Source organism: Streptomyces sp. B21-105, from assembly GCF_036898465.1.
GTDB lineage: Bacteria > Actinomycetota > Actinomycetes > Streptomycetales > Streptomycetaceae > Streptomyces.
In genome coordinates this window covers 8,871,796-8,887,890 of record NZ_JARUMJ010000001.1, presented here as the reverse complement: position 1 = coordinate 8,887,890, position 16,095 = coordinate 8,871,796, and the positions used below count along the sequence as shown (strand labels likewise).

Sequence of the window (16,095 nt, the reverse complement as noted above, 5' to 3'; positions counted from 1 at the left end):
CCACCATGGCGGACACCGCGACCGCGCCTGCGGCCGGCCCCGGCACCCCGGCCCCGGTGGCCGAGGCGACCGGCATCAGCAAACGATTCGGCGCGACCGTCGCGCTGCGCGACGCCCGTATCGCCGTCGCCCCGGGCGAGTCGCACGCCCTGGTCGGACGCAACGGCGCCGGCAAGTCGACGCTCGTGTCGATCCTCACCGGCCTCCAGCAGTCCGACACCGGGACGCTGCGCTTTACCGGCGAGCCCGCCCCCGCCGTCGGCGACATCGACGCCTGGCGCTCCCGCGTCGCCTGCGTCTACCAGCGATCCACGATCATCGGTGAGCTGACGGTCGCGGAGAACCTCTTCCTGAACCGGCAGAGCGGCGGCGCGGTCCGGCCCATCCGCTGGAAGCAGCTGCGCCGGCGGGCCGAGGAACTGCTCGCCGAGTACGGCGTGGCCGTCGACCCCACCGCGCGGGCCAGGGACCTCACCGTCGAGCAGCGTCAGTTCGTCGAGATCGCCCGGGCCCTGTCCTTCGGCGCGCGCTTCATCATCCTCGACGAGCCGACCGCCAAGCTCGACGCCCGCGGCATCGAGCGGCTGTTCGACAAGCTGCGGGACCTCCAGGCCCAGGGCGTCGCGTTCCTGTTCATCTCGCACCACCTGCAAGAGGTGTACGACCTCTGCAGCACCGTCACCGTCTACCGCGACGCGGCCCACATCCTCACCGCGCCCGTCGCGGAGCTCGGGCACCAGGCCCTGGTGGAGGCCATGACCGGCGAGTCCGCCGCCGTGGTCGGCGCCGCGGGCCGGCCCCCGGTCGCGCGGGCGGGCGCCGCACAACTGCTGACGCTGGACGCGCTGACGCTGCCCGGCGCCTGCGAGGACATCTCCTTCGCGGTCCGCGCCGGCGAGGTCGTCGGCCTCGCCGGCGCGACGGCCAGCGGCAATGTGCAGGTCGGCGAGGCGATCGCCGGGCTGCACCGGGCCAGGGCGGGCCGGATCTCGGTCCGCGACAGGGCCGTGCGCACCGGCAGCGTGCCGTCCGCGCTCGCCGCCGGGGTCGGCTTCGTCCCCGAGGACCGCCACCTCCAGGGACTGGTCGGCAACCGCAGCGTGGCGGAGAACGCCACCCTGACCGTCACCGACCAGCTCGGCCCGTTCGGCACGGTGCTGCCCGCCCGGACCAGGGCGTTCGCCCGGAACATGATCCGCGACCTCGACATCAAGACCCCCGGAGCCGCCACCCCGGTCTCCGCCCTCTCCGGCGGCAACCAGCAGAAGGTCGTCGTCGCGCGCGCCCTGGCCACCGTCCCCGACGTCCTGGTGGCCATCCGGCCCACCAACGGCGTGGACGTCAAGTCCAAGGAGTTCCTGCTCGGCAGGATCCGGCAGGTCGCGGACGACGACAAGGCCGCGCTGATCGTCTCCGACGAGCTGGACGACCTCAAGGTCTGTGACCGGGTCCTCGTCATGTTCCACGGGCGGGTCGTCGCCGAGTTCGACCGCGGCTGGCGGGACGAGGACCTCGTCGCCGCCATCGAGGGCGTCTCTGGCGACACGGCCCACACCATCGCGTCACCCCTGTCCGCCTCATCCGGCGCAGACGAGCACGGAAGGTAGTCATGTCCGCCACCACAGATCTCACCGAGCCCACCGCGAGCAAGGCGGGGCCGGCCGCCGACGACACCGTCCGCCGCCGGGTCGACCTCGGACGCTTCCGTGAGCTGTCCCTGGTTCCGGCCATCCTCGTCCTGGGCCTGATCGGGTTCATCGTCTCGCCGGCCTTCCTCACCGCCGACAACCTGATCGGTGTGGCTCAGCAGTCCACCGAGCTGAGTCTGCTGGTGCTCGCCACGACGTTCATCCTGATCGCCGGACGGATGGACCTGTCGCTGGAGTCCACCATCGGCGTGGCTCCCGTCATCGCCGTCTGGCTCGTACTGCCCTCCAGCGGCGGCCGGTTCAACGGACTCGGCCTGCTTCCCGAGTGGACTGCCGTCCCGCTCTGCCTGCTGGTCGGCGCGCTGATCGGCGCCGTCAACGGCTTCCTCATCCTCAAGCTGCGCCTCAACGGCTTCATCGTCACACTCGGCGCGCTGACCATGCTCCGCGGTCTGCAGGTCGCTCTCTCCGAGGGCCAGTCCATCGTCGAGCTGCCCTCGTCCTTCACCTACCTGGGCAAGGCGTCCTGGCTGGGCATGCCCGCCGCCATCTGGGTGTGCGCGCTGCTCTTCGCCGTCGGGGGCAGCGCACTGGCCTGGCTGCGTCACGGCAGGGCGCTGTACGCGATCGGCGGCAACGCGGAGGCCGCCCGCACCGCGGGCATCCGCGTCGACCGCATCGTGTGGATCGTCCTCATCCTCGGCAGCGTCCTCGCCGCGTTCGCCGGCATCCTCTACAGCGGCCACTACGGCTCCATCTCCGCCACCCAGGGCAGCGGCTGGATCTTCCAGGTCTTCGCCGCGACGGTGATCGGCGGGGTCAGCCTCAACGGCGGCAAGGGTTCCGTCTTCGGTGCCCTCACCGGCGTCCTCACCCTGCAGCTGGTCGTGAACGTCATGACGCTGGCGGGCGTGCCGCCGCTGTGGAACCAGTTCCTCAACGGCGCCATCATCATCGTCGCCTTGATCATCTCGCGCTTCGCCTCCGGCGAGAAGCAGGAGTAACCGCCTCCCACCCGCGGCTCTGCCGGCGCCGTGCCGCGCCCGGCAGAGCCGCCGCACCACACACCCCCCAGCACGGAGAGGCCCGCTCGTGGCACTGACGGACGACGCGATCGACAAGATCAAGGCGATGATCGTCGCCGGCGAGCTCGCGCCCGGTTCCCGGCTGCCGAAGGAGGAGATGCTCGCCGAACAGCTCGGACTGTCCCGGAGCTCGCTGCGCGAGGCCGTCCGGGCGCTGGCCGCCATGCGGATCCTGATCACGCGTCAGGGCGACGGCACCTACGTCTCCAGCCTGGAGCCCCATCTCCTGCTGGAGACCCTGTCCTTCGCCGCCGACGTCTCCCAGGGCCACGCGGCTCTGCAGCTGCTCCAGGTGCGCCGACTGCTCGAACCGCAGGCGACGGGACTGGCCGCCGCGCTGCTGACGCCGGACGACCTCCTGGAGCTGCGGGGCATCCTCGACCGGTCCCGGAGCGTCGCCACCGTGGAGGAGTTCGTCGCGCACGACACGGCCTTCCACCTCAGGATCGTCGAAGCCGTCGGCAACCCCGTCCTCTCGACGCTGCTGCAGGTGGTCTCCACCCGCACCCAGCGGGTCCGGATCGTCCGCGGCAGCCGGACCCGGCACGCCCTGGACCACGCCCACCGGGACCACGAGCAGATCCTCGCCGCGCTCACGTCACGCGACGCCCTGCTCGCCGCCTCCGCCGCGACCGTCCACATCACCGCCGTCGAGCAGTGGCTGGCCGCCAGCCTGACCGACGCCTCGGACGAACCGCCGGCGCCCGGCCCTTCCGGCTCTTCCGACTCTTTCGCCATGCCCGAGGCCGTCCGCTCCGCCTCTCGTGCGGTCCCTGCCCCGCCCGGTCCCGGCGGCGGCCCGGCCCGCACCCCGGGCGCCGTCTCCGGTACGGCGGCACCGGCGGCCGGATCGGTCTCCGGCTCGCACCCCGGGCGCACGGGAGTGACACCGACCCTTTGAGAGCTTCCCGGCAACGCCATGGGCACGCGCGGCACAAGGCTCGGCACGCCGGACTCGGGGCGCGCCACCGCATTCCGGCCACTCTCTTCCCGGATATGTCTACGCAGTCAGAGGCGGGACGTCAAGACATGCGACGGACCCCGCACCTGCTTATTCCCGCAGGACGCCCGACGGGCCCGCCCCTCGGGTTCCGAGGGCGTCACGAATGTATTCCGGACACTTGACGGCTTCCGTCTGACTGCGTAGACATGGCAGCGCAGTCAGACGGAACCGGCCGGGCAGACGTCCACCGGTGCCGCTGGAACCATCACGACGGCCGGGAGACGCCATGACGCGAGGGGCAAGACGGGCCGGCAGTTCCGGCGCACCGCGCAGTGTGGACGTGGCCCGGGTCGCGGGCGTCTCGCAGAAGACGGTGTCCCGGGTCTTCAACGACGAGCCGTACGTCTCCGCCGATGTGCGCCGACGCGTCCTCGAGGCCGCCGACGAACTCGGCTACCGGCTGAACAACGCCGCCCGGGCACTCGCCTCCGGACGGACCCGGTCGATCGGCGTCGTGACACTGGGAACCGCCCTGTACGGACCCGCCTCGCTGATCATGGGCGTGGAGCGCGCCGTTCGGGACACGGGCTACGCCCTGCGCGTGGTCAACACCATGGAGGGCGACCCCGCGGGCGTCGCCCCCGCCGTCCATTCACTCCTCGACCAGGGCGTGGACGGCATCGTCATCTCCGAGCCGATCGACGACGGGCGGGACGGAGATCTCGCGGCCCGCTTCGACGTGGACGTACCCGTCCTCGTCCTCGGCGCGCCGCCGTTCTCGGCGCCGAGGTCGCTGGTGGCCGGTGTCGGCGCCGACGTCATGGCGCGGACGGCCACCGAACACCTGCTGGACCTGGGGCATGTGACGGTCCATCATCTGGCCGGGCCGCAGCGGTGGTTCGCCGCCCGGGACCGTGCCCGGGGCTGGCGTTCCGCGCTGGTCGCGAACGGCAGGGTGGTGCCGCCCGTCATCGAAGGCGACTGGTCGGCGGCCTCCGGTTACGCGGCCGGCCGACGGCTGGCTGCCGACGCCGGCGTGACCGCGGTGTTCACCGCCAACGACGACATGGCCATCGGCCTCATCCGGGCACTGACCGAGGCCGGCCGGCGCGTGCCGGACGACGTCAGCGTGGTCGGCTTCGACGACATCCCCGTCGCGGCCTACGTGGCTCCTCCGCTCACCACGATCCGGCAGCCGTTCGACGTCGTGGCACAGGAGGGGATCAAACGCCTCGTGCACATCATCGAGAACCCGCAGGCGGACCCCATGCCGGCGAGCGAGCCACCGGTCGACCTCATCCTCCGCGCCTCGACCGGCCCGCCTCCCACCCGGCCGCCCCGGGATCGTGGCCGCCGTGTCGCCCACCGTCCGGACGCGGGCGGGCCCGCCCCTCCCGCGCAGGCGACCGCCCCCGCCCAGAACTGACCGGGGCCCGCGGCCCGGGCGACAGCCTCCACCTCCGGGCGCACGATCACAGGGACCGGGCCGCGCGCAGGTCACCGCGCCGACCGTCCCCTGCCGACGCCCCCGCAGGCCGCGGAAACCCCGCGGCGGCGAGGGCGCCCCTCCCCTTCCTCACCCCGCGGCCGGGCAGCAGACCCGCCGCAGCACCTCTCCCTCACTCCTCTTCCTCCCCCGGCCACCGGACTCCCGCCGCAGCGGCGGCAAGCCCACCGGGTGAGGCCACAGGACGTACCCCCGGCCCGTCGGATCCGTGTCCCGGCCGCCACGTCCGATCGCTGTCCTTCCCTCGTCACCCCTTGTTCCGCATGCCCTCGTCCGGCGTGCCTTCCTCAGCCATCGGCGGGAGTTCACCATGTACAGACTCCGCTCCACCCCCAGCCCCTCCCAGATGAGCCGCCGGCTCTTCCTGACCGCCGCGGGGGCGGTCTCCCTGGGCGCCGCCCTCACCGCCTGCGGCGACAGCGGCGGCGGCTCCTCCGCTTCCGCCAAGCCGGTGAGCCAGGCCGACATCGACAAGGCGATGAAGACGCCGACCGAGCTGACGTTCTGGACGTGGGTCCCGGACATCGCCAAGGAGGTCGCCCTCTTCGAGAAGAAGTACCCGGCGATCAAGGTCAAGGTGGTCAACGCCGGTCAGGGCACCCCGCAGTACACCAAGCTGCGTACCGCGCTGAAGGCCGGCAGCGGCGCTCCCGACATGGTCCAGATCGAGTACCAGGCCATCCCGACGTTCACGATCACCAACAGCCTGCTGGACCTGCGGCCCCACGGCGCCGCCGCACTGAAGGACACGTTCGTCGACTGGACCTGGGCGCAGGTCAGCGGCACGAACGGCGAGGTGTGGGCGATCCCGCAGGACACCGGCCCGATGGGAATGCTCTACCGGCAGGACATCTTCGACGAGCACGGCATCGAAGTCCCCACCACCTGGGACGAGTTCGCCGCGGCGGCCCGCAAGCTCCACAAGGCCGACCCCGACGTCTACCTCACCAACCTCGCCGGCGGCCAGGTCGCCGCCTGGCACGGTCTGCTGTGGCAGGCGGGCGCCAAGCCGTACGTCACGTCCGGCAAGGGCGACATCACCATCAGCGTCGACGACGCCGTGTCGCAAAAGCTCGGCGCGTACTGGGGCGGCCTGGCCAGGGAAGGGGTCATCGGCGTCGAACCCGACTTCACCGACGCCTGGTACGCCGCGCTCAACAAGGGCAAGTACGCCACCTGGATCACCGCCGCCTGGGGCCCGGTGTTCCTCTCCGGCTCCGCCAAGGCCACCTCCGGCAAGTGGCGGGCGGCCCCGCTGCCGCAGTGGGACGCCTCGAAGCCGAGTTCGGGCAACTGGGGCGGTTCGACCACCGCGGTCATCCGGTCCACCAAGAACCCCATCGCGGCCGCCCAGTTCGCCCAGTTCCTCAACAGCGACCCGGCCAGCGCGAAGATGTTCGCCACCGAGCAGTTCTTCTTCCCCGCGACCAAGGCCCTGCTCACCGACGCCTCGTTCGTGGGTGACACGCCGGCCTTCTACGGCGGCCAGAAGGTCAACCAGGTCTTCGCCGACATCAGCTCCACGGTCAGCTCCTCCTTCCAGTGGCCGCCGTTCCTCGACCAGGCGGCCACCGACTGGACCGAGACCGTCGGCAAGTCGCTGTCCGACCGCTCCGACACCGTCCGCGCGCTCGGCGCCTGGCAGTCGAGGCTCACCGCGTACGCCAAGAAGCAGGGCTTCACCGTCGGCTCCTGACGGCCCGCCGGGTCCCGCTCCACGGGCGGGACCCGTCCCCGCTCCCCCACCAGTCATCCCTCCTCAGAAAGGGCCGATGATGACCGCCACAACCACGGCCTCTCCCAAGGGCCGGCGCCGGGACGGGCCGACACGGCCCGGGCGCGGCGGCGCGAGCCGGCGACGGTCGGCAGGGCCGCTGTTCGTCGCACCGTTCATGGTGCTGTTCCTCCTGCTCTTCCTCGCGCCGCTCGGCTACGCCGCCTACCTCAGCCTCTTCCAGGAGCGTCTGATCGGCGGCACGGCGTTCGTCGGCCTCGACAACTACACCCAGGCCCTCACCGATGCGCAGTTCGTCCAGGGCGTCGGCCGCGTGGCACTGTTCTTCGTGGTGCAGGTGCCTCTCATGCTGCTGCTGGCGCTGCTGTTCGCGCTCGCCCTCGACAGCGGCCTGCTGCGGCTCGCCCGGGTGATCCGGCTGGGCATCTTCGTGCCGTACGCCGTGCCGAGCGTGGTGGCCTCGCTCATGTGGGGCTATCTGTACGGCCCGGACTTCGGCCCGTTCGCCCAGATCGCCCGGGAGGTCAGTCTGCCCGTCCCCGACTTCCTCAGCGACGGCTGGATGCTCGGCAGCCTGGCCAACATCGTGACCTGGGAGTTCGTCGGCTACAACATGATCATCCTGTACGCCGCGCTGCGCACGATCCCTACCGAGCTGTACGAGGCCGCGGCCATGGACGGCGCCGGCGCCTGGCGCATCGCCTGGTCGATCAAGATCCCCGCCCTGCGCCCGGCGCTGCTGCTCACCCTGTTGTTCTCCGTGATCGGCAGCTTCCAGCTGTTCAACGAGCCCAAGCTGCTGATGAGCATCGCGCCGGACGTCATCACGAGCTCCTACACCGCCAACCTCTACGCGTACACGCTCGCCTTCACCGGCCAACAGGTCAACTACGCGGCCACGGTCTCCTTCCTCCTCGGCCTCGTCATCGTGGGCGCCTCCTACGCCGTCCTGCTCACCGCGAACCGCAGGAGGACCCCGTGAGCGCCCTCACCTCCCCGGCCCCCGTCGCACCGGCCGCCGAACGCACCGCCGGCAAGGGCCGCCGCAAGCAGCAGCCGCCGTCGGCCCGCCGCCGCAGCACCCCGCTGACCATCGCGATGCTGGCCGCCCTCGGCTACTTCCTCCTCCCGCTGCTGTGGCTGCTGATCGCCTCCACCAAGAGCACGCAGGATCTGTTCAACAGCTTCGGCCTGTGGTTCTCGCACGCTCCGCAGCTGCTGACGAACATCGAGGTGACCGTCACCCAGGACGACGGCGTCTTCGTGCGCTGGCTGCTCAACACCGTCGTGTACGCGGGCGTCAGCGCGGTCGGCGCCGCGCTCCTCGCCGCCGCCGGCGGTTACGGCTTCGCCAAGTTCCGCTTCCGCGGCGACCGCACCGCCTTCAACCTGGTGCTCGGGGCCGTCATGGTGCCGACCACGGCCCTGGCGATCCCGACCTATCTGCTCTTCGCGAAGGCGGGCCTGGTCAACACGCCCTGGGCGATCATCCTGCCTTCCCTCGTCAACCCGTTCGGCCTCTACCTGATGCGCGTCTACGCGGAGGACGCCGTCCCGGACAGCATCCTGGAGGCCGCCCGCATCGACGGCGCCGGCGAGGCCCGGATCTTCTTCCGCATCGTCCTGCGGCTGCTGAGCCCCGGCCTCGTCACCGTCCTGCTGTTCACGCTCGTCGCGACGTGGAACAACTACTTCCTGCCGCTGATCATGCTGAACGACCCGGACCTGTACCCGGTCACCGTGGGCCTCTCCTCGTGGGCCGCCCAGGCGCAGAACGGCGGAGCGGGCGCGAGCAGCGACATGTTCGCGCTGGTCGTCACCGGTTCCCTGATCTCGATCGTCCCGCTCGTCGTGGCGTTCCTGATGCTGCAGCGGTACTGGCAGAGCGGACTGGCCTCCGGCGGCGTCAAGCAGTAGCGCGCATCACCCGTACCTCTCCCCGTCTTCTCGGAGGTTTCCCCTCATGGCGGCTCTGCCTGCCCGTGTCCTCTTCGGCGCCGCGTACTACCACGAGTACACGCCCGCCTACGACACCGAACTGCTCCCCGACGAACGGCTGAAGACCGACCTGGACCTGATGGCCGAGGCGAACTTCACCGTGATCCGGGTCGGCGAGTCGGTCTGGTCGACCTGGGAGCCGGAGAACGGCCGCTTCGACCTCGAGTGGCTCCAGCCGGTCCTCGACGGCGCCCACGAGCGCGGCATCTCCGTCGTCCTCGGCACGCCGACCTACGCCGCGCCGATGTGGCTGGCCCGCCAGTACCCGGAGATCGCCGGCGAGCGGCGCACCGGCGAGCGCATCGGGTTCGGCGCCCGCCAGGAGGTCGACTTCACCCACCCGGCGTTCCGCTTCCACGCGGAACGGGTCATCCGCAAGATCGCCGCCCGGTACGCCGACCACCCCGCGGTCATCGGCTGGCAGGTGGACAACGAGCCGGGACTGCACCTCCTCCACAACCACGGTGTGTTCCAGCGTTTCGTCGACCACCTGCGCGCCACCTACGGCGACGTGGAGACCCTCAACCGCGAGTGGGGCCTGGTCTACTGGTCGCACCGCCTGTCCACCTGGGCCGACCTGTGGACGCCGGACGGCAACGAGCAGCCCCAGTACGACGTCGCGTGGCGGGCGTTCCAGGCCCGCCAGGTCACCGAGTTCATCGGCTGGCAGGCCGACCTCGTCCGGGAGTACGCGCAACCGGGGCAGTTCGTCACCACCTGCATCTCCTACACCCGTCAGGGGGTGGAGGACGACGAGATGAGCGACCGTCTCGACATCGCCTCCGGCAACCCGTACTACGACATGCAGGACGGCCTGCTGCTGCCGGATCCCACACCGGACAGGCACGAGCAGATCTGGAAGACCACCGGCGTGTGGGCGATGTACCAGACCGCCGACTGGATGTTCTCCTCCCTCCAGGCGCCGTTCCTGGTCACCGAGACCAACGCGAACTCCATCGGCTTCCCCTGGGACAACCGCCCCGGTTACGACGGCCAGTGGCGGCAGACCGCGTGGGCGCACGTCGCCCGCGGCGCCCGGATGATCGAGTACTGGCAGTGGCAGACCCTGCGCTTCGGCGCGGAGACCTACTGGGGCGGCGTCCTCCCGCACAGCGGACAGCCAGGCCGCACGTACGCCGAAGTGGCCCGTCTGGGAGCGGAGTTCGACAAGGCGGGACCGCTCGTCGCCGGTCTCGAACCGGACTGCGACATCGCCATGGTCTACTCGATGCCGAGCAAGTGGCTGATGCAGAAGTACCCGCCGCTGTCGAAGCCGGACGGCGCGCCGGACCCCGCGTCCTACCACCGTGTCTTCGACCCGTTCTACCGCGGCGCCTTCGAGGCCGGCCGTCAGGTGCGGATCGTCCACGCGCGGCAGTTGCACGACCCCAGCGGGCAGCGGGAGGGGACGACTCCCGAGGAGGCCGCGCGGCGCCATCCGGTGCTCGTCGCCCCCGCCCTGTACGTCGTCGACGACGCCACGATCGACTGGCTCGCGGCCTACGCCCACGCGGGCGGTCACCTCGTGCTCGGCCCGCGCACCGGCTACGCCGACCACGAGGCCCGCGCCCGCCTCGAAGCGGCCCCCGGACGCCTCACCGACGCGGCGGGCGTCCGCTACGACGAGTTCAGCAACCTCCTGCACGACGTGCCGGTCCGCGGCGTGCCCGGCGGCGCGCTCGACGTGCGCTCCGACGCGACGGCGACCCACTGGGCGGAAGGTCTCACGGTCACCGACGCCGACGTCCTGGCCTCGTACGAGCACCCGCACTTCGGACGCTGGCCGGCCGTCACCACCCGTCGGCACGGTGCGGGCCGGGTCACCTGCGTGGGCACGGTTCCGGGCCGTGGTCTCGCCCGGGACCTGGCCGCCTGGCTGGCCCCGGCCCCGCGCAGCGGATGGCAGGGGCTCCCCGCCTCCGTGACCGCGGCGACCGGTGTCTCAGCCGACGGACGCCGCGTCCACATCGTGCACAACTGGAGCTGGGAGCCCACGAGCGCCGACGCCCCGGCCGACCTGACCGACGTCCTCGACGACCGGCCCGTGCCGGCCGGCGCCGCGCTGCGTCTGGGCCCGTGGGACGTGCGCGTCCTCGTCGCCGACACCACGGGCGCGGGCGCCGGCCGGGACAGCTGAACCGGCATCCCTTCCTGACCACCCAGAAGAAGGAACCATGCAGAGAAGAAGTGCAGGAAAAGCGCTGGGAACCTTCGCCGCCGCGTCCGCGCTGCTGGCCGTGCCCGCGTTCGCCGCGCAGGCGTACAACCCGACGGGAGGGACCCTGTACCAGCTCGGCAGCGAGCCGTGCCTCAAGGGCCGCGGCAACTGCGCGGTCTACCCGAAGTCGGCGCAGCTGCCGAGCGGACGTCTCGTCGCGTCTTTCGAGAAGTCCACCGTCGTGTCGGCGACGGGCAGCGCGGACGGGCAGACCCTCCCGGTCTACAAGAGCGACGACGACGGCACGTCGTGGCAGCCGCTGTCCGAGGTCAAAGCTCCGGCGTACCTCTCCAGGGACCCCCGCTACGCGAAGTACACGAGCAACTGGACCAACCCCTACCTCTACGTGCTTCCGCAGAAGGTCGGCGCCCTCAGGAAGGGCACGCTGCTGCTCGCCAGTGTCGTGTCGGGGGACGACTACTACTACAAGGAGCACAAGGCCGCCGACCCGAACTGGACGCCGTCCAACGACGGAGACCGCAAGGACCTGGCCATCGCCCTGTACTCCAGCACCGACGACGGCAGGTCCTGGAAGGTCGTCAACGTCATCGCCACCGGCGGCTGGCAGGGCGGCAGCGCCGGCGCGGTCGGCCGGAACGTCGCGAACGCCAACACGAACAAGCAGGTCGATCCCCTCTGGGAGCCGTACCTGATGGTCCACCAGGGCAGACTCGTCTGCTACTACTCGGATGAGAACGACTACACGGGCTTCGACCCGGTGACCGGCGTCCCGACCCTCGACCCCGCCAACGACACCGCTGCGGACTCGCACGGCCAGATCCTCGTCCACCGGACCTGGAACGGGAACAGCGGCGCCTGGAGCGCTCCGGTCGTCGACGTCGCGGGCTCGGACCAGGACATGGGCGGCGGGAAGAAGGAGATCGGCGGCGGCCGGCCGGGCATGACGAACGTCGTGCGCACGGCGGACGGACGGTGGCTGCTCACCTTCGAGTACTGGGGCGGCGGCGCCGACACGCGGTACGTGCTCGCGGACGACCCGCTGAAGTTCTTCCGCGGCTCGCCCACCGGCATGGGCGTCACCTCACTGCCGGTCGTCGCCGGCTCCCGGCCTCTCGCGACGGGCGGCAGCCCGGTCGTCATCCGGCTGCCCGACGGACGTCTGGTCTACAACGCGGCGGGCAGCGGGGACGTCTGGGTCAACGACAGCGGGCGCAGCGACGGCGTGTGGAAGGAGTACCAGACCACCTCACCGGCCGGCTACAGCCGCAACCTGCAGTACGTCGACGGGACCGGGCGCGTCGCGATACTCAACAACCAGGGCACCTCGACGATCGCGCACGCCGAGGTCGACCTCGGCGACTCGGCGGGCGCCTACCACCGGTTGGTCAACCGCAGGACGGGCCAGGTGATCGGCACCGGCAACAGGACCAACGACGCGAACCTCGGCAACGGGGACGTGCCCGACGTCGTCCTCGAGGACTCCGGCGCGGCGGCGATCACGGACACCCAGTACTGGCACCTGGTGACCGAACCCCGGGGCGGCGTCACCCTGCTCAACAAGTCGGGCGGCAGGGCGGCCGCCGTCTGGACGGGCAACGCGACGGCCGGGCAGAAGATCGGGCAGTGGGTGGACGACAGCGCCACCGGCACGTGGAACCTCGTGAAGACGGGCGACGGCCACTACCGGCTGCAGTCGGCGCAGAACCCGAGCCTCTACCTGACGGGCGCCACACCCGGATCCCAGCTGACCTTGCAGAACGCGACCACGGACGGCTCACAGGACTGGAAGCTCACCCGGTAGTCACGCCGTCCCTGTTTTCGGGGGCCGGGACCTGGACCTCGTCCAGGTCCCGGCCCCCGTCCCGTTCCCCCGGCAGCGGTCGTCCGGCGGGGCCGCACGCGAGCACCGCGATGCCCCGGTCGTGGGCCACCGCCAGAAGGGAACCGTCGGGATGCGGTGCGGCCACGGGTGTCGGCGTATGGCTCACCCCGTAGGCGCCCTCGCGGCGTGATACGCGCACCTCGGGCCACTGCGCCACCGGCGTGCCGTCGGCCACGTCGATCAACCGCGGATGGCCGTGCAGGGAGACGACCCGGTTGCCGCACGGAATCAGTGTGCCGTAGGCCGTATCGCCCTGGTGACGGTGGAGCCAGCGGCGCCCGGAGAGGGACCAGACCCCCATCTGCCGGGTGCCGAGGGCCGGTGTCTCCTCGTCGTCGAGGGTCTCGTCGGCCGTCGTGGCCACGGCCAGCCGGTCCGCATCGAGCCAGCAGGCGGAGGCGATCTCCGCGTCGATCCCCGGATTCATCGGCAGAAGTCCCGGGCCGTCCAAGGCGGATGCCCGGGAAAGCGCCTCTTCCAGGTCGTAGACCTCGACGACGCCGTACGGCTGCCAGACCCAGCCGGCCATCAGTACGTGCCGGCCGTCGGGACTCACCGACAGCCGGGAGTGAAAGACGTCCTTGGGGTCCCGGGGCCCCGTGGTCAGTCGCTCACCCGAGGCGGTGTCCTCCACCTGAAGCACGTTGTACTCGTCCGGGCAGTGGACGAGCACTTCACGACCGCTGCCCAGGACGGCCAGGGCGACGGGGTAGTCGCTCGCATCGGCCTGGTAGTCGCTGCGGTCCAGCTCCCGCAACGGTCTCCCGCCGTCCAGGAGCAACGCCTGCGTTCCGCGCTCCTGGTAGACGACCGAGTAGCGTCCGGAAGGGGAATGGACCGCCCGGTCGAAGTCGGCCGCGAAGGTGCGCGGAACCTCCGGACGGTGTTCTGTGCCGTCGGGAGTCCAGCGGATTCCCCCACCCACCGTGTCGACGAGGTCGTCCCCCACCCAGGACAGCGACTTCACCTGACGTGACGCCTCGAACATCTTCATGGTGCCCCGCGCCCCGTTCCGTCGGAAGGAGCGCAGCCTAGTTCCTTCGGTATGCGCGCGCCATCCGACGGACCGGGTCCATGCTCATCGACGTCTCCGGCACTCGGCCACGGCCCACGTTCTGGATGACGGAAGGAGCACTCACTGCAACAGATGTGCTGCGTAAGCGATTTGAGACCGTAACGACGTACCGGGGCGTCCTGCCGACCTCATTGCACCGGGCGGGCCGGCGCGATCACACTGGCCCTCATGGGGGCGTGGATCGTGATGTTGAGCGTGTGGGGCGTTCCCTACGCCCTCTACAAGGCAGCCGAACGGAACGACATCCGACGGTACGAACGGATCAGGGCCGAGGCGGTGGAACGGCCCCGCCGGCCTCCGCGTAGAGGGCGGCCACGAAGTCCCGTACCCCGTCCGGGAAGCGGAACCGCACGTTGCGCTCCCCGGACGGGCGTCGGTCGGTCAGCGAGATCTCCACGCCGCGGCAGAGGAAGGCCACTTGCCGCAGGCGCTCCGCCAGGACGGCGAACGAGCACTCGGTCGTCTCGAAGATCTCGGCGTCGGGCCGGAAGGCGATGGCCGTGCCTGTCGCGGTCGTGGATCCCACGGCGACGGGTGGGGCGAGAGCGACACCGCGGGCGTACTCCTGGACCCGGCGCACCCCCTCGCGCCGCACCTCGGCCGTGAGCCGACTCGACAGGGCGTCGGCGACGAGCAGGCCCTCTGCGAAGTTGATGCGTCGTCGCCTGGCCGAGGGCGGCGGCAGGGAGGATCTGACGGGTGTGATCGTTCTGCTCGTGCGCTGACCCATCGGCGGCGTGGGCCTGCCCCGCGCCGCGTCCGGAGCTAAATGGCTGTTCACAAGCCTTCCCCTCGCGTGACAATCAGGGATCAGCAAGGGGAGGAACACACCATGAGCCAGGTCGACCTGACTCTTCACGAGCTGCTGCCGCCGCAGGAGTTGGCGGCCGCGCTCGACGCGGGGCACGTCACGCGCAAGCAGCACCCGCAACTGCCGCTGTCCATCTACACGTACACGCGGGTGTGCCAGTACGAACGGGTGTGGAACCGGGTGACGACCCGCTGCCGCGGTCTGGTGGCCGACGACGTGACCGGGGAGATCGTCGCGCTGCCGCTGCCCAAGTTCTTCAACGTGGGTGAGCACGAGGCCCGTCAGCCGTACGCGCCCGAGCTGCCGGACGAGCCGTTCGAGGTGTACGAGAAGGTCGACGGCAGCCTTGCGGTGGTGTTCCACTACGCGGGCCGGTGGCGGGTCGCGTCGAAGGGCTCGTTCATCAGCACCCAGGCCACCTGGGCGCAGCGGCTGCTCGACGGGAAGGACACCTCCCGCCTGGTTCCCGGGGTGACCTACCTGGCCGAGATCCTGTACCCGCAGAACCGGATCGTCGTCGACTACGGCGAGCGCCGTGACCTGGTGCTGTTGGCCGCGTTCGCCAAGGACGGCACGGAAGTCGCCCTGGCCGAGGCCGCGACGCACTGGGGTGACATCGGTTCGGTCGTCACCGTGTGGCCGGCCATGCCGCTCGGCGAACTGCTGGCCCTGGCCGAGGGCAACCGGCTTCCCGGCGGCCGGGCGGCCACCGGTACCGAGGCCGAGGGGTTCGTGCTGCGCTTCGCCTCGGGTGTGCGGGCCAAGGCCAAGCTGGCCGAGTACGTGCGCCTCCACAAGGTGCTCACCGGTGTGACCGAGCGGGACGTCTGGCGCGGCCACGGCATCCAGCGCTTCGCGGGGCTGCCCGCCAAGCAGGTGGCCCAGGCGCTCGGCTGCTCGGCCGAGGACGTCACCGCGTCCGGGGGCCGGCCGCTGGACGCGCTGCTGGAGCAGGTGCCCGACGAGTTCGACGCCTGGGTGCGCGGTGTCATCGCGGGGATAGAGAAGCAGGTGGACGACCGCGAGCGGGCGATCGACGAGGCGTTCCGGTCCCTCGCCCCGCTCGCCGACGACCGGGGGGCCTTCGCCCGCGCCGTGAGCGCGCTGCCCGACGCCGCGCTGCGCCCGGCGATGTTCCTGCGCCTGGACGGGCGCCCGACCGAGCTCGTGACGTACCGTTCCACCCGGCCGGAGGCGTCCGACCCGTTCAAGACCGACGAGGAGAACTGAC

At 71.1% G+C, this 16,095-nt stretch carries 11 protein-coding genes and 1 pseudogene; 10 read left to right on the top strand and 2 right to left on the bottom strand.

The annotated features are described in order from the left end of the window. The first annotated feature begins 5 nt into the window (after positions 1-5). The 9 genes and pseudogenes from QA802_RS39730 to QA802_RS39690 all read left to right on the top strand — a co-directional run bounded on the left by QA802_RS39730 (position 6) and on the right by QA802_RS39690 (position 12,897). The gene (locus tag QA802_RS39730; protein ID WP_334533540.1) at positions 6-1,607 is read left to right on the top strand and encodes a sugar ABC transporter ATP-binding protein; all 1,602 of its coding nucleotides are present in this window, start codon (positions 6-8) and stop codon (positions 1,605-1,607) included. Between the two features lie 2 nt (positions 1,608-1,609). Next, positions 1,610-2,653: an ABC transporter permease gene (locus QA802_RS39725; RefSeq protein ID WP_319167879.1), complete on the top strand. Its 1,044-nt coding sequence runs from the start codon at positions 1,610-1,612 to the stop codon at positions 2,651-2,653. 88 nt (positions 2,654-2,741) lie between these two features. Then, positions 2,742-3,434, top strand: a pseudogene (locus tag QA802_RS39720) (FadR/GntR family transcriptional regulator); the annotation flags it as partial. Between the two features lie 529 nt (positions 3,435-3,963). Next, positions 3,964-5,103 carry a LacI family DNA-binding transcriptional regulator gene (locus QA802_RS39715; protein WP_443042245.1) on the top strand — a complete coding sequence of 380 codons (1,140 nt, stop codon included), beginning with the start codon at positions 3,964-3,966 and terminating at the stop codon, positions 5,101-5,103. 391 nt (positions 5,104-5,494) lie between these two features. Beyond that, on the top strand, positions 5,495-6,880 hold the full coding sequence (locus QA802_RS39710; protein ID WP_334533536.1) for an ABC transporter substrate-binding protein: 1,386 nt from the start codon (positions 5,495-5,497) through the stop codon (positions 6,878-6,880). Between the two features lie 76 nt (positions 6,881-6,956). After that, the gene (locus QA802_RS39705; protein WP_443042244.1) at positions 6,957-7,901 is read left to right on the top strand and encodes a carbohydrate ABC transporter permease; all 945 of its coding nucleotides are present in this window, start codon (positions 6,957-6,959) and stop codon (positions 7,899-7,901) included. Then, the gene (locus QA802_RS39700; protein WP_334533533.1) at positions 7,898-8,836 is read left to right on the top strand and encodes a carbohydrate ABC transporter permease; all 939 of its coding nucleotides are present in this window, start codon (positions 7,898-7,900) and stop codon (positions 8,834-8,836) included. The genes QA802_RS39705 and QA802_RS39700 overlap by 4 nt, the downstream gene beginning before the upstream one ends. Before the next feature lie 46 nt (positions 8,837-8,882). After that, positions 8,883-11,054: a beta-galactosidase gene (locus tag QA802_RS39695; RefSeq protein WP_334533530.1), complete on the top strand. Its 2,172-nt coding sequence runs from the start codon at positions 8,883-8,885 to the stop codon at positions 11,052-11,054. 37 nt (positions 11,055-11,091) lie between these two features. Beyond that, complete coding sequence (locus QA802_RS39690; protein ID WP_334533528.1) at positions 11,092-12,897, top strand: RICIN domain-containing protein; 1,806 nt, start codon at positions 11,092-11,094, stop codon at positions 12,895-12,897. Here the strand turns inward: QA802_RS39690 and QA802_RS39685 are convergent. Then, on the bottom strand, positions 12,887-13,972 hold the full coding sequence (locus tag QA802_RS39685; RefSeq protein ID WP_334533526.1) for a WD40 repeat domain-containing protein: 1,086 nt from the start codon (positions 13,970-13,972) through the stop codon (positions 12,887-12,889). The two genes, QA802_RS39690 and QA802_RS39685, sit on opposite strands and share 11 nt — an antisense overlap. 343 nt (positions 13,973-14,315) lie before the next feature. Next, positions 14,316-14,834 carry a hypothetical protein gene (locus tag QA802_RS39680; protein WP_334533523.1) on the bottom strand — a complete coding sequence of 173 codons (519 nt, stop codon included), beginning with the start codon at positions 14,832-14,834 and terminating at the stop codon, positions 14,316-14,318. Between the two features lie 51 nt (positions 14,835-14,885). On the opposite strand from QA802_RS39680, the gene QA802_RS39675 reads away from it, so the two are divergent. After that, positions 14,886-16,094: a T4 RnlA family RNA ligase gene (locus QA802_RS39675; RefSeq protein WP_334533518.1), complete on the top strand. Its 1,209-nt coding sequence runs from the start codon at positions 14,886-14,888 to the stop codon at positions 16,092-16,094. The last annotated feature ends 1 nt before the right edge of the window (position 16,095 follow it).

Coding starts and splice junctions, on each gene's coding strand:
- QA802_RS39705 (WP_443042244.1), top strand. CDS start 6,957: ATGATGACCGCCACAACCACGGCCTCTCCCAAGGGCCGGCGCCGGGAC.
- QA802_RS39695 (WP_334533530.1), top strand. CDS start 8,883: ATGGCGGCTCTGCCTGCCCGTGTCCTCTTCGGCGCCGCGTACTACCAC.
- QA802_RS39675 (WP_334533518.1), top strand. CDS start 14,886: ATGAGCCAGGTCGACCTGACTCTTCACGAGCTGCTGCCGCCGCAGGAG.
- QA802_RS39685 (WP_334533526.1), bottom strand. CDS start 13,972: ATGAAGATGTTCGAGGCGTCACGTCAGGTGAAGTCGCTGTCCTGGGTG.
- QA802_RS39710 (WP_334533536.1), top strand. CDS start 5,495: ATGTACAGACTCCGCTCCACCCCCAGCCCCTCCCAGATGAGCCGCCGG.
- QA802_RS39725 (WP_319167879.1), top strand. CDS start 1,610: ATGTCCGCCACCACAGATCTCACCGAGCCCACCGCGAGCAAGGCGGGG.
- QA802_RS39715 (WP_443042245.1), top strand. CDS start 3,964: ATGACGCGAGGGGCAAGACGGGCCGGCAGTTCCGGCGCACCGCGCAGT.
- QA802_RS39730 (WP_334533540.1), top strand. CDS start 6: ATGGCGGACACCGCGACCGCGCCTGCGGCCGGCCCCGGCACCCCGGCC.
- QA802_RS39690 (WP_334533528.1), top strand. CDS start 11,092: ATGCAGAGAAGAAGTGCAGGAAAAGCGCTGGGAACCTTCGCCGCCGCG.